This window comes from Microcystis sp. LE19-10.1B (genome assembly GCF_027530565.1).
Classification (GTDB): Bacteria; Cyanobacteriota; Cyanobacteriia; order Cyanobacteriales; family Microcystaceae; genus Microcystis; species Microcystis aeruginosa.
In genome coordinates, this window is sequence record NZ_JAPZQM010000200.1 from 1 (window position 1) to 13,565 (window position 13,565).

General features: G+C 43.5%; 11 protein-coding genes and 1 pseudogene. 9 read left to right on the forward strand and 3 right to left on the reverse strand.

Annotation, left to right across the window (positions count from 1 at the left end):
- Positions 1-169: 169 nt before the first annotated feature.
- From O9332_RS07345 to O9332_RS07385, 9 genes are all read left to right on the forward strand, one after another.
- Positions 170-2,839 (forward strand): type I restriction-modification system subunit M, encoded by a 2,670-nt coding sequence (locus O9332_RS07345; RefSeq protein WP_288024594.1) that lies wholly within the window; start codon positions 170-172, stop codon positions 2,837-2,839.
- A 23-nt stretch (positions 2,840-2,862) separates the two neighbouring features.
- Positions 2,863-3,078 (forward strand): RelB antitoxin-like protein, encoded by a 216-nt coding sequence (locus O9332_RS07350; RefSeq protein WP_046660763.1) that lies wholly within the window; start codon positions 2,863-2,865, stop codon positions 3,076-3,078.
- A 39-nt stretch (positions 3,079-3,117) separates the two neighbouring features.
- On the forward strand, positions 3,118-4,383 hold the full coding sequence (locus O9332_RS07355) for a restriction endonuclease subunit S (protein WP_288024598.1): 1,266 nt from the start codon (positions 3,118-3,120) through the stop codon (positions 4,381-4,383).
- An 89-nt stretch (positions 4,384-4,472) separates the two neighbouring features.
- Positions 4,473-4,694: an AbrB/MazE/SpoVT family DNA-binding domain-containing protein gene (locus tag O9332_RS07360; protein WP_002762317.1), complete on the forward strand. Its 222-nt coding sequence runs from the start codon at positions 4,473-4,475 to the stop codon at positions 4,692-4,694.
- Positions 4,691-5,095, forward strand: a complete 405-nt coding sequence (locus O9332_RS07365) for a type II toxin-antitoxin system death-on-curing family toxin (protein WP_002762315.1) — start codon at positions 4,691-4,693, stop codon at positions 5,093-5,095. Before O9332_RS07360 ends, O9332_RS07365 begins: the two co-directional genes overlap by 4 nt.
- Before the next feature lie 300 nt (positions 5,096-5,395).
- On the forward strand, positions 5,396-5,578 hold the full coding sequence (locus O9332_RS07370) for a hypothetical protein (RefSeq protein WP_016516247.1): 183 nt from the start codon (positions 5,396-5,398) through the stop codon (positions 5,576-5,578).
- A 129-nt stretch (positions 5,579-5,707) separates the two neighbouring features.
- Positions 5,708-7,231: a type I restriction endonuclease subunit R gene (locus tag O9332_RS07375; RefSeq protein WP_288024603.1), complete on the forward strand. Its 1,524-nt coding sequence runs from the start codon at positions 5,708-5,710 to the stop codon at positions 7,229-7,231.
- 59 nt (positions 7,232-7,290) lie between these two features.
- A complete protein-coding gene (locus O9332_RS07380) occupies positions 7,291-8,910 on the forward strand; it encodes a type I restriction enzyme subunit R domain-containing protein (RefSeq protein ID WP_288024606.1) in 1,620 nt (539 codons plus the stop codon).
- A gap of 32 nt (positions 8,911-8,942) precedes the next feature.
- Positions 8,943-9,626 (forward strand): M48 family metallopeptidase, encoded by a 684-nt coding sequence (locus O9332_RS07385; protein ID WP_002762309.1) that lies wholly within the window; start codon positions 8,943-8,945, stop codon positions 9,624-9,626.
- Between the two features lie 269 nt (positions 9,627-9,895).
- Here O9332_RS07385 and O9332_RS07390 read toward each other — a convergent pair.
- The 3 genes and pseudogenes from O9332_RS07390 to O9332_RS07400 all read right to left on the reverse strand — a co-directional run.
- Positions 9,896-11,238: pseudogene (locus tag O9332_RS07390) on the reverse strand (2-succinylbenzoate--CoA ligase).
- Complete coding sequence (locus O9332_RS07395) at positions 11,214-12,179, reverse strand: o-succinylbenzoate synthase (protein ID WP_288024614.1); 966 nt, start codon at positions 12,177-12,179, stop codon at positions 11,214-11,216. The pseudogene O9332_RS07390 and the gene O9332_RS07395 overlap by 25 nt, the downstream one beginning before the upstream one ends.
- A 178-nt stretch (positions 12,180-12,357) precedes the next feature.
- The coding region (locus O9332_RS07400) for a bluetail domain-containing putative surface protein (RefSeq protein WP_288024617.1) at positions 12,358-13,565 on the reverse strand (1,208 nt) is incomplete at its 5' end.

Below are 13,565 nucleotides of genomic sequence, written 5' to 3' on the forward strand. Positions count from 1 at the left end.
GGGATCCCCCCGCCTATCGGCACCCCCCTTATCAAGGGGGGCAGGGGGGATCCCCCCGCCTATCGGCACCCCCCTTATCAAGGGGGGCAGGGGGGATCGAACCTAAAATCCATTTTCAATTTAATTCCACCCACCCACTTAAACTGGTGAACATTTAACTTAACTAACGATGAAACAAGAAAAGATCACTCTCAGTCAACTCGAAGGCTTTCTATTTAAGGCGGCGGACATTCTGCGCGGCAAAATGGACGCTTCCGAGTTCAAAGAATTTATCTTTGGGATGTTGTTCCTCAAACGCTTGTCAGACGAGTTTGAGCGCAAGCAAGCGCAACTCAAGAAACAATATGCACACCTCCCAGATCCGTTGCTGCTGGCCGAACTCCTAGAAAGCGAAACCTCCTATGGAGAAACATTTTTCGTACCTCCTCGCGCTCGCTGGCATCAATCCTGGCGCGACGAAAACGGCCAGGAAGTGCCGCCGCTCAAACACCTTAAGCAGGACATCGGCAATATGCTCAATAAGGCATTAGCGGCGGTAGAGGATGCTAACGATGCCTTGGCGGGAGTGCTGAAGAATAACATCGATTTTAATGCTACCAAGGGCAAAACCAAGATACCTGACCACAAATGGAAGGATTTACTAGATCATTTCAATCAGCCCCAATTTGTGCTGGTCAACGATAATTTTGAGTTTCCCGACCTATTGGGTGCAGCCTACGAGTACCTAATCAAATACTTTGCCGATAGTGCCGGGAAGAAAGGGGGAGAATTTTACACGCCGGCCGAGGTGGTGCGGCTGTTGGTACAGTTGGTCAAACCCCAAGCGGGCCATACTATCTATGACCCTACCGTGGGGTCGGGCGGTTTCCTTATCCAGTCCTATCAATATGTGGAGGAACAGGGGCAAAATCCCCAGAATCTGGCACTCTACGGACAGGATTCTAACGGTACGGTCTGGTCAATTTGTAATATGAATATGATCCTCCACAACATCACCCGCTTCACCATTGAAAACGGGGACACTCTCGAAGATCCGCTCATTTTAGAAAACGGACAGATTCGCAAGTTTGACCGAGTTCTCGCTAATCCGCCCTTTTCCCAGGATTACAGCCGGGCTAATCTCAAGTTTACCAACCGCTTTCGCGAATTCTGCCCGGAAAAGGGGAAAAAGGCGGATCTGATGTTTGTCCAGCACATGATTGCCAGTCTTAAACCCGACGGCCACATGGCCACTATCATGCCCCATGGGGTGCTATTTCGGGGGGGGAAAGAGAAGCTGATTCGAGAGATCTTAATTGAGGATGATCTGATTGAGGCGATTATTAGTTTGCCCCCGGGGTTATTTTATGGCACGGGTATCCCGGCCTGTGTGTTGGTGGTGAATAAAAATAAACCTGATGAATTACGCGATAAAATCCTTTTTATTAATGCCGATCGAGAATATGCTGAGGGAAAAAACCAGAATAAATTGCGCCCCGAAGACATTGAAAAGATCGATTATGTCTTTACCCACAAGCGAGAATATCCCAAATATAGCCGCTTGGTAGATAAGTCGGAAATTGTCGAAAAACACGACTTTAATCTTAATATTCGCCGCTATGTGGATAATACGCCAGATCCCGAACCGGAGGATGTAAAAGCTCACTTGATGGGGGGTATTCCGCAGGCTGAAATTGCCGCACAACAGGATACTTTTGCTAAGTTTGGCATCAATACAAATACCCTATTTAGACCCCTACGCCCCGGCTATGCTAGTTTTTGCCCAGAAATTGCCACGAAAGCCGCTATTAAAGAGAATCTGGAAGCTAATCCCGATTTACAAGCAAGGATAAGCGACCACTATACTACGCTTAAAAATTGGTGGCGAGAAGCGCGGGATGATTTTGCCAAGTTGGAGGGAAATAATATTATGCCCCAAGTGCGGCAGCAATTACTGAGCAGCCTTAAACAGCAGCTGATTCCTTTGGGGGTTTTGGATGAGTTTAAATCGGCGGGGGTGTTTGTTAACTGGTGGCAGCAGATTCGCTATGATCTAAAGACTATTATTAACACTGGCTGGCATCATACTCTTATCCCTGATCAGTATTTATTAGCGGCATTTTTTCAGGCGGAAGAGGCGGAAATTGAGGAACTGGAAAGTAAGATTAGTGCAGTCCAAGGGGAGTTAAGCGAAGCGGTGGAATCAGCGCAAGAGGTGGCGAATTATGAACCAGAAGAGGAAGAAACTGTTAGCGCCGCATCGATTAAGAAATGGCTTAAAGAGTTGATAGATGACCTGAAGCAATCCCAGGGCGATTCAGCAGCCAGAGAGCGCCAATCTTACCAACAAGAATACAATGTTATTACTGACATTGAGAACCGGATCAAGTTACTTAAGAATACACTTAAGGAACAGCAGAGTCAGCTTGAGTTAAAGCTGCGCTTAAAACGGGTTGGTGATGAGGAATTTAAGGCTGAAACTATTGAATTACTTGAGCAGGTGCAAAATCAGCTTATGGGGTTAAATGCAAGTAAAAAGGAAGAAAAGGCCAAGATTAACGCGCTTAATAAGGATAAGAAAGCCTTGGAGATTAAATTATCTTATCCTGAGGGATTACTGACTGAAATAGGAGGACAGTTAAGGGATGAAGAAGCGAAAAAATTGATTCTAAAAAAGCTCTATGATTGGGTATCGGAGCAGCTTACTCGTTACTTGAATGGGGAAAAGCGGGGACTTGTCGCTAAGGTTGAGAATCTTTGGGATAAGTATGCGGTATCAAGTCAGGAAATGGAGGCCCAGCGAGAGCAGACTTTAGGACAGTTAAATGAGTTTTTGGTTAAACTAGGGTATAGGGAATAATCTAAGTCAGTTAGGAGCAGGTTATGCAGTCTATTAAAAAGCAATTTGTCACAGATGAAAATCTGAAGCCAGTGGCGGTAATTATTAATTACCAAGATTGGCAAAAAATTGAGGCATTATTGCAGGAAAGTGAACAGGAAGATAGTACAGAGTCTTTTAAAGCACTCGCAGCTTATGCGGGTAGCATTCAACTAACTATCGATCCTTTAGAATATCAAAGTGAGATAAGGAACTCTTGAGTTTTTAAATGTTTTTTTGATTAAGTTGAGGTATTTGGGATGAGTGTGGAAGGTTGGAAAAAAGTTAGAATAAGCGAGTTTGGTGTGATTGTTACAGGTTCAACCCCTGACACAAAAAACTCAAGTTATTGGGACGGAGATATTCCATTTGTTTCCCCTGCTGACTTTAATTCATCTACTTTTGTTGTAAAAACTTATAAAAACCTTACAGATGAAGGAGCAAAAAGAGCAAGGATTGTACCTAAAAATTCTATTCTTGTAACCTGTATTGGATCGATTGGGGGAATTTCTATTGCACCTTGGGATTGTGTAACTAATCAACAAATAAACTCTATTATCTGTAGTGATGACTTTGATAATATATTTGTTTACCTTTTGATTCAAAACAACCTTCATAGACTGGTAGAGTTGGCTGGTATTACAACTCTACCAATCATTAACAAGAGAACATTTGGTGATATAGAGCTTTTTTGTCCGAATTCAGTGTCAGAACAAACCCAAATCGCCACCATCCTCTCAACAATAGACCGCGCGATTGAGCAAACCGAAGCCCTAATTACCAAGCAGCAGCGCATCAAAACGGGACTAATGCAGGACTTGCTCACCAAAGGAATTGATGAAAACGGCAATATTCGCAGTGAAGAAACCCATGAATTTAAGGATTCACCGCTTGGGAGAATTCCGGTTGAGTGGGAGGTGAAAAAGATTGAACAAAAGCTGGAGAGAATTATTGATTATAGAGGTCAAACTCCTAAAAAAGTTACTGAAGGGATACCACTCTTAACGGCAAAAAATGTCCGTGATGGATTTATTGAGAAGGAGCCACAAGAGTTTATCGCAGATTCTGCTTATAATTCTTGGATGAGTAGAGGAATCCCAGAGGTTGGAGATGTATTATTTACAACTGAAGCTCCAATGGGAAATGTTGCTAGTATTCCCAATTATCGGATTGCACTAGCCCAAAGGTTATTAACTCTATGTCCGAAAATTAATGAATTATCACAAGATTTTTTGTTTTGGATACTACACTGGAAAAGATCAAAAGAAAGAATTGAATTACTAACCAGTGGATCAACTGTGGTAGGTATAAAACAGTCAGTTTTTCGTAAGGTTATTTTTGCATTTCCTTCATATAATGAACAAGAAAGAATATATGCGGTTCTAAATTCACATGACGAAATAAATAAAAATGAGAAGCATAAACTTAAAAAACTTCAAAGGTTAAAAACTGGACTTATGCAAGACCTACTAACTGGCAAAGTCCGAGTTACCGACCTCCTCAACCAAAAAACAGCAACAAACTAACATCTAAAAATCAACAGAACTAAACGTTGCAACATTTGTGGTAACAAGTGTTAGCATGAAAAAAAATCAAACCTTGAAACACAGCCATTATGCAACTCAACGTCAAAAAACGCGGTAACTCCCTCAGCGTCATTATTCCCAAAGAAATCGCCGCTAACCTGAATATTGACGACGGCGACAATATTTATTTAACTAAAACCCCCAACGGTTACGAAATCACCGCCTTCGATCCCGACTTTGCCAAAAAAATGGAAATCGCAAGGCGTGGCATCAAAAAATATCGTAACGCCCTGATTGACCTAGCCAAATGACAGAACCATACTGGCTCAACGAAAAGGAAATCATCGCAATTCATGGCGAAATCCTTGCCGAATCTGGCGGAGTGCTTGGCATCCTCAACAAAAGCGCACTAGACTCAACCCTCCACAAACCACAAAACCTCTACCATTACAGCGAGCAAACCGCAACCCTGTACCAACTCGCCGCCGCCTATGGCTATGGACTAATCAAAAATCATTGTTTTATCGATGGCAACAAACGCATTGCCCTCATTGCCGTCTATACCTTTCTCGCCCTAAATGGCATTGAATTAATCGCCTCAGAAATTGAAGCCGCCCGTTACTTTTGGCAACTCGCCGCCAGTCAGCAAAGCCAAGACATCGAAATGCAAAACCTCGCAGATTGGTTACAAACCCATAGCCAGACCCTATGACCTTTCCACCTGGTAGTTGCCGAAGTTATGAGCCTTTATGAGCCAAATTATGAGCCTTTATGAGCCAAGTTATGAGCCTTTATGAGCCTTTATGAGCCATGGATCTCTGTCGCCTCTCTGAAGGACAAGCAAAAGAATTGCTTAAATGGATGTAAACGGATGGATTATCCGATTAACCCTACAAATTTGGACTCATTATCGCCTCCACTCCGTACATAAGAATGAACTTTCTAAAATTGATATAGAGGTTTTGGAGCAAAAAATTTCCATTAAACTAATTTAATATCTCAGAGGTATCCCATGCAAGCGATCGAATTTAAAACCATCCTAAAAAACGGCATAGTTACCATTCCCGCCGAATATTCTTCTGAATGGGAAGGTAAACAGATCCGCGTTATCTTGTTGGATAATGCAGAGAAGATATTACCCGTCGAAACCACTGATATCAATCCCCTCAAAGGAAGCGTGACATTTGATGAGTAGAAAACGGGTTTCTCGGAGAAACCCGTTTTCTGTGCGTTACTCAACGGATTTAGTATTAGTACACAAAGCAGCGTTGGTTTCCAAAGATGAAAAACCTCATAAATACAGTTAAATAAAGGTTATCTGGTCATGAACAAAACACCTCAACCTATCAAACTCGATGAGCGCAACGGGGTCGAAAAGCCCTTACTTGATCAACTGTACGGTTTAGATTGGGAAATATTGGATTTAGAGACAAAACAAAAACCACAGGATACTTTTAGAGAAAGCTTTACCGAGGTGGTGATGCTGCCAGTGCTACGAGAACAGCTTACAATCATCAACCCCTGGCTAGAAACCGACCAAATAGAAGAAGCCATCAAACAACTCACCGCCAACTTCCCCAGCACCAACCTACTGGAAAATAACCGCCACGTCTTTAAACTGCTTCAGGAGAATACCAGCGTCTCAGAGAACCGTAAAACAGGCGAAAAAAGCCCCACCGTCAGGTTTATCGACTTTGACCACCCAACTAACAACCGCTTTATCGCCGTTTGCCAGTTTAAGGTGCGGATTCTAGGCACAGAAAACCACATCATCCCCGATATTGTCCTCTTCCTCAATGGGCTGCCAGTGGTGGTCATTGAATGTAAATCTCCCAAAGTCAAAGAACCCATTGCCGAGGCGATCGAGCAACTCCTCCGCTACAGCGAACAGCGCGGCGCTAAGGGCGAGGGAAATGTCCCCCTCTTCTTCTATAACCAGTTTGTCGTAGCTACCTGCCGCAATCAGGCAAAATTTGGCACTATTACCACCCACACCGAAAAATACTTCTTCCGTTGGGCTGACCCCTATCCCCGCACCCTAGAAGAACTAGAACACGGTATTAGCTCCCCCAACGACCAGCAGCGACTGGTGGCGGGAATGTTTGCCCCCGATAACCTCCTAGAGATTATTCGCAACTTCACCCTTTTCTCCATCAACAACAAGGGAGAAACCATCAAAATCGTCGGGCGTTATCAGCAGTTTCGTGCCGTCAAGAAAGCCGTGGAGCGTCTCCTAGAGGGCAAAACCCCCCGGGAGCGCAGCGGCATCATCTGGCATACCCAGGGGTCGGGTAAGTCCCTTACCATGATGTTTATGGTGCGGGCCATGTACCGCCATAACAACCTTTCCCAGTGGAAAGTGGTATTTATCACCGATCGCACCCAACTAGAGCAGCAACTCGCCGAGACCGGCCAAAGTGTTGGCTTTACCGTTAAGCCCGCCAATAGCATCGCCAAACTGAAGGAACTACTTCGCAGCGACTCCTCGGATCTGGTCATGGCCATGATCCACAAATTCCAAGAGCGGGAACTGCGGGAGACCTTCCCGGAGCTAAACCGGAGCAGCAACATCCTGGTGATGACCGATGAGGCCCACCGCTCTCAGTACAGCCTGCTGGGGACAAACCTCGACAAAGCTCTCCCCTACGCTTCCCGTATTGGCTACACCGGCACCCCCATCGACAAAACTGAGAAAGTTTTCGGGGACTACATCGACAAGTACACCATGGGCCAGTCCATCGAGGACGGCGTGACCCTAGAAATTGTTTACACCGGGCGCACTCATAACGCCGAGGTGTCTGATCAGACAGCTATGGATGCGGCTTTTGCCGATGTCTTCAGTGAGTAAGCTAAACGGCGCTTAACCTGCATGATCCAATAGCTATAACCCTTTTGGAGTCTATATCGGTGATCCGAAGTAAAAGCCGTTTAGCTTACAACCTGCAAGAGCGGCTGCAGATTTTGGGCCATGGTTCCAGGGATGCCTACCTAGAAGCTCATCCCACCATCGCCGCTAAAGCCAAGGATATGGTGCAGCACTATCTCCAGTGCATCTTTCCCAACGGCTACAAGGCCCAGGTGGTGGCGACTTCCCGGGAGGCGGCGGTGCGGTACAAAGAGCATTTAGATGCTGCCCTGGCCGAGGAGATTGCCAAATTGGAGCAGGGGAATCCCCACCGGCTTAACCTCGATCGCCTGAAACGACTTAAGACCGATGTGGTCATCTCCGGCAGTCATAACGACCTACCCCACCTCAAGCAATACAGCAACTCCACCCGCCACGATACTACTATTAAAAGCTTTAAACTGCCCTTTGACGCAAGGGATGAGGGGATTACTGGAGATGTGGGCATTGTCATCGTCAATAATATGCTACTGACTGGCTTTGATGCCCCAGTAGAGCAGGTGATGTATCTCGATAGGGTCATCCAGGCCCACAACCTGTTACAGGCGGTCGCCCGTGTCAACCGAGTCGGCGGTGCGGACAAGGATAAAGGCTTTGTCGTGGACTATGTAGGCATCGGCCACCACCTGAAGCGAGCCATTGATAACTACGACGAGCGAGAGCAGCAAGAAGTCGAGGAAACCTTAAGTTTTCCCGAGGACGAGATCCGTCAGCTTGAGGATGACCACCGGGCAATCCTTGCACTCTTGAAGCAACATGGACTCACCGACCTGAACGATCAAGATGCCTTTTTCGACCTCTTCTATGACGAGGATGTGCGATTCGAGTTCATGCTGGCCTTCAAGAAGCTGACCCGCAGCCTTAACTTGGTCTATCCCGCCAAGGAGGCCTTGAACTATATGAGAGACTACCAATCTCTCACCGCAGTGAATGTACTAGCGGGGAAGCACTTCCGCGACGAGCGCCTGAGTATGAAGGGAATCCCACCCAAGCTGCGGGCCCTGACCGACCAGTATCTGCAATCAAGGGGAATTGACGAGAAAGTTAAACCGATCTCGATCTTGGATAAGGACTTTGAGAGTCATGTCCAGAAACACCAGCGAGTCAAAACAAAGGCCGCCGCAATCGAACACGCTCTCCGCCACTATATCGAGATCGATCTGGCAGATGATCCCGAACTGCAAGCCTCCTTTTCTGAAGCACTGAGAGCCATCTTCGAGGAGTTTAAAGACAATTGGGACAAGATTTACCAAGAACTGGAAAAACTACGCCAGAAGGCGAGAGAAGCAAAAAATGAGCCTACCTACGGACTGGACAGGAAAAAGCAGCTGCCCTTCTTTCGGATGTTCAAACGGGAGTGTTTTGGAGAAGCGGCATTAACTGACGATATGGTTTCTCAGATGGTCGCTCTCACTCAACAGGTATTTACCGTTGTTGAGCAGGAGTTACAATTAACTAGCTTTTGGGAGAGCATTCCCGCTCGCAAGAAACTTAAGGCAGAGATTCAAAAAGTGTTACTCTCTCCCGACTTTTACCAAATTCCCAATCTTATGGACAATCGAGAACAGATTATCTCGCGGGTGATGGAAATAGCAGAGAAAAATAACGACCGAATTTTTTAGGCTGAATCGAGTAAAATTGAGCGACTTTTAATATGAAACTTGACTATAAAATCATTTATTCTTCCAGTCGTAAGACCCTGACCATTACCGTGGAACGTGATCGATCGATCGTGGTCAGAGCGCCTACTGGTACTCATCCCGATAAGATCCAGCAAATAGTAGAGTCACGCAAGCAGTGGCTCTATGAAAAAATTCACCACGAGCAAAAGTATCGAGTCCCACTTCATCCTCCGGGTAAGGAACTGGTTAATGGCGAGTCGCTTCTTTATTTAGGGCGCTACTATCGTTTAGAATTGGTTGATGATCAGACAGAGATAAAATTTATTAACAATCGCTTTCGAGTACCAAAGGCACTAACAGAGAATGGTGGCGAGATTTTTCAAGATTGGTATATTCAGAAGGCAAAAGAGAAGATACTTCCTCGTGTCAACCTTTATGCTAAAAAGCTTGGTGTCAGGTTTAATCAGGCTAAAATTACCGACAGCAAATATCGCTGGGGTTCTTGTACACCCCAAGACAATGTTAACTTTAACTGGCGATTGATCAAAGCCCCGATGTTCGTAATTGATTATGTGGTAGTTCATGAGTTAGCGCATCTGATTGAATCGAACCACACTCCACGATTTTGGCACATTATTAAGTCGCAAATTGCTACTATGGAGAAGGCAAAGCAATGGCTTAAAGAACACGGTCAGATGTTGGAACAGTCACTATAATTTTGGAAAATAAACCTAATTTAAATCTGCTGGGATTAGCACCCATAGCCATTTTACCCGATTATATCGTCTCGGAGTCTCCCCAAAAGGAAAACCTCATAACTCACCATTAAGATAACTGCTAAGTAGGTAGGTGTTAAAAGTTGTCAGACACCCCCCTTATTAAGGGGGGACTAAGGGGGGATCGGCACCCCCCTTATTAAGGGGGGACTAAGGGGGGATCGAACCTAAAATCCATTTTTAATTTAATTATAACCAGCTACTTATAATTATAGTCCAAGGTTTGACTCGGTGTCAAAAAAGTTTCAGCTAATTTAATTAAATTGGTTCGATTAATCTTGCCTTGGGGACTTTTTGGTATCTCTGGTAATTTTATCCAATGTTTCGGCAGCTTATAATTGACTAATTTATCTTTAATCTGAGATTGAATAATTGTCTGGCATATCTGAGAGTTAACGGGGACATAAAAAGCCACAATTATCTGTCCCCATCGAGAATCTGGCAATCCTAAAACCACCACATCTTTAACTAAATTAGTTTGTCTAATGGCAGTTTCTACCTCAAAAGGATAAACATTTTCTCCTCCGGTAATTATTTTTTGACTATCCCGACCAATGATATATAAATAACCACTTTCATCGAAGTAACCTAAATCATCCGTCTCGAAGTAGCTTCCTTGATTAAGATGGGGATAATAGCCTAAAAATAAAGATTTCGCTTCAATAATAATTTTCTGGTTATCGGGATTAATTTTTATCTGAGCATGGGGTAATAGCTGTCCATTACTATTATTGCCTCGTCGAAAATCTTCTGGTTTAAGGGTGACAATTTGTGAGGCAGTTTCCGTCATTCCATAGGTGGGAGACAGAGAAATATTATATTCTCTAGCTTTTTCTAGTAAAGATGGCCATGCAGGGGAACCTCCTAGTAAAACTGTTTTAAAATTGGTTAACCATTGAGGATCATTTTCTAGAAAGAATTGTAATTGAGTGGGTACTAAAGAGATAAAATAATCTTGAAGATTGAGATTATTTATGCGCTTTTGTTTGATTTTATGGTAAGAAATAACAGCAAAATCTCCCTCTGTTAAAAAACTTCTCAGAAACTGCATTAAACCACTAACATGATATAAAGGCAGTAGGCAAAAAGAGTTAACCTGCTCGACTTGAAAATATTCAGAGAAACCTTTGACAGAAGCAGTTAAAGTTAACCAGTTATGGATAGCAAAGCGAATTTTTCCCGAGGTTCCCCCCGTGGGTATCATCAGAGAATTAGTCAAAGGATTAACAGGAGGAGAATTATGGTTAAAAACCTCGATATTTTCACCAAAAATATAATCGGGTTGCATCAGAGAGAAAACCTGTTGCCATTCGTTAGTTTTCCAGTCAGGATTAGCTAGAAATAGGCAACTTTTGACCCTGACAGCAGCCAAGAATATAGCTAAGAATTTAATGGGATTGACTTCAGCAAGCAGTATAGTTAATCGAGGATTATCTGCGGCGATAAATTTCTGAGAATAGGACTGATATAATTGATAAAATTTTTGGCCATTGTATCCATATAACCAATCTTTTTGACTGAGATATGCTAATTGTTCGCTGATGTCGTCCACAGTTTTTCTAACCAATCGGGGTCACTATCATTAAACCATTGTTGCACACCAAAACCTAAAGCTCGCTCCTTGCTGGGGTATTCTTGTGCTAGACGTAGAGCGGATTTTCTGCCGATATTAGTTTCTAAAACGGAGGAAAATACTAAATCTAAGGGATATTTTTCCCAGAGATGTCTTAACCCGTGGATTGAACCGGTAATAGCAGGTTTAATCACAAAAATTCCTCGCCATCCCCGTTGATAATATTCCTCTATTTGTCGAAGATTGGCCACCGATTCATCTAAAGCAATCCCTGTGGTAAAATCTTGACTTAATTGCAACATTTCTAACCATTGAGACGGGGGTAAAGGTTGTTCGATAAATTCAATTATTTGACATTCATCGGCAATTTTTAACCAGATTTTACTCTCAGCAATACTTAATCCCCCATTGGCATCTAAACGCAATTTAATTCCCCTGGGTAATCGGTCAATTAATTTTTCAAATAAGGTTAACTCCTGCTTGAGAGAATTGACCGCAATTTTCCATTTATAAGTATTAGTTTGATTAGCGGCTAAAATATCATCCAGACAGGGAAATACTGCCGCACCGGTGGGTAATAAATAACTATAATTTTTCGGTTCTAATTCTCTTGATTTATTCTCGATACTTAAATCTTCTAAAGCTGATTCAAAGGCAAATTGACAAGCAGGAAATTGTTCAGGAATATAAAAAATTGAATTTATTGATAGGGGATTTTCGAGACTTTGACAGAATAATATTGCTGCCGATAATGTTTCTGAACCAAATTCAGGTAAAGGAGCAATTTCTCCCCATCCTATACGTCCATCTTCCGCTTCTAAGCGAATAATAATTCCTTCCCTAATTTCCCATAGTCCGTGATGGGTTTGTAGGGGATGCAGCAAAGGACGCTGATAAACACGAAATTGCCAGAAATACATGATTAACTATAAGTAGTAGTGAAAAGCTTAACATGAGCAGGCGTTGGGTTTCATGTTTCAAACCAACCTACGTTCTTTATAGAGTTTGTCAGCGAAACGTTTTTTTTCTTAAAGTCCAGAAAACGGGTTTCTCCGAGAAACCCGTTTTCTTGGTGACTTAGAAGGAGAGCTTAGACACTTAGATAAAGAAATTACCCACTGGAATGTTCCCTAAAGCTGGTAAAGTGCCAGTAAATCCGGTGATATTTATTAATAAATCATTGCTGGATTGGAAGCCAGCCGCGCTATCATTAATAACGAGGTAAGTTCCAGCTATCGCACCGCTTGTTACCTGCACTAAGGCGGCACTATTAACCGCTAATTCTTGATTACCTGTAGTGGCTCCATTGGCATCAGTAAATACCTGATTGATTAAATTGTCTAAAGTGGTGACAGTGCTATCAGCAGCGCGACTGAAACTACTAGGCGCATTCATGGGTAGTCCACCTTGAGTTAATAAGTCAATTTTATCAGTATTGATGGCAAAATCTGTGATACTATCGCTTGCGGATATGGTAGATTGGCCAAATTGGAAGATGAAAGTATCTGCACCATTACCACCGGTTAAATTATCAATTCCCGCACCTCCATTGATTTGATTATTGCCACTATTTCCGGTGATATTATTGTTACTGGCGTTACCTGTACCGTTAATATTATTACTGCCAATTAGTCTGAGGTTTTCGACATTGTTGGGTAAGGTGCGAGTGAGACTGCTTTGCCAAGTATCAGTAATGATAACTTCTCCTATTCCTCCTTCGGGATTGATGGTAGCATTAACCGCATTTGACAGGGTTACTGTAAAGGCTTCATCGGCTTCGTTGAGGTTATCATTGAGGATGGGAATGCTAATAGTAGCGGTGGAAGTATTCGCCGCAATGGTGAGGGTTCCTGTCTGGCTAGTGTAATCTACATTGGCGGTAGCATCAATGGGTCCAGTGGTATAGTTGAAGCTAATTGGTTGCGGGTTGGGGTTATCAACTGTGACGGTGAGGGTTACATTACTATCTTGACCTTCGACAACGGTGACATTATTGATGGAGAGTTGGGAAAAGTCGTCATTATTAATTGTCCCCGTCACTGCGGTAGTTGTCCCAACTGTATAACCTGTCCCCGAAGCAAGAGTTAAAGCAACAGTTTCATTACTTTCTACTGTTGTATCAGCAGTGGGGTCAACTGTGACGGTAGCAGTGGATGAACCAGCAACGAAATTCACTGTCCCTGTTGTACTGGTGAAAGTTGCTGCACCGGTTTGAGTGTAATCTGTGCTAAATGTCGCTGTTCCCCCAACTGTATAGTTAGCGGTTAAGGCGCTGGTAGTAGAACCGGTACGAGTGAAGGTATAGA

Excerpts from the sequence above, each read along its gene's own strand:
- O9332_RS07355 (WP_288024598.1), top strand. The coding sequence starts at position 3,118 with ATGAGTGTGGAAGGTTGGAAAAAAGTTAGAATAAGCGAGTTTGGTGTG.
- O9332_RS07350 (WP_046660763.1), top strand. The coding sequence starts at position 2,863 with ATGCAGTCTATTAAAAAGCAATTTGTCACAGATGAAAATCTGAAGCCA.
- O9332_RS07370 (WP_016516247.1), top strand. The coding sequence starts at position 5,396 with ATGCAAGCGATCGAATTTAAAACCATCCTAAAAAACGGCATAGTTACC.
- O9332_RS07365 (WP_002762315.1), top strand. The coding sequence starts at position 4,691 with ATGACAGAACCATACTGGCTCAACGAAAAGGAAATCATCGCAATTCAT.
- O9332_RS07385 (WP_002762309.1), top strand. The coding sequence starts at position 8,943 with ATGAAACTTGACTATAAAATCATTTATTCTTCCAGTCGTAAGACCCTG.
- O9332_RS07375 (WP_288024603.1), top strand. The coding sequence starts at position 5,708 with ATGAACAAAACACCTCAACCTATCAAACTCGATGAGCGCAACGGGGTC.
- O9332_RS07395 (WP_288024614.1), bottom strand. The coding sequence starts at position 12,179 with ATGTATTTCTGGCAATTTCGTGTTTATCAGCGTCCTTTGCTGCATCCC.
- O9332_RS07360 (WP_002762317.1), top strand. The coding sequence starts at position 4,473 with ATGCAACTCAACGTCAAAAAACGCGGTAACTCCCTCAGCGTCATTATT.
- O9332_RS07345 (WP_288024594.1), top strand. The coding sequence starts at position 170 with ATGAAACAAGAAAAGATCACTCTCAGTCAACTCGAAGGCTTTCTATTT.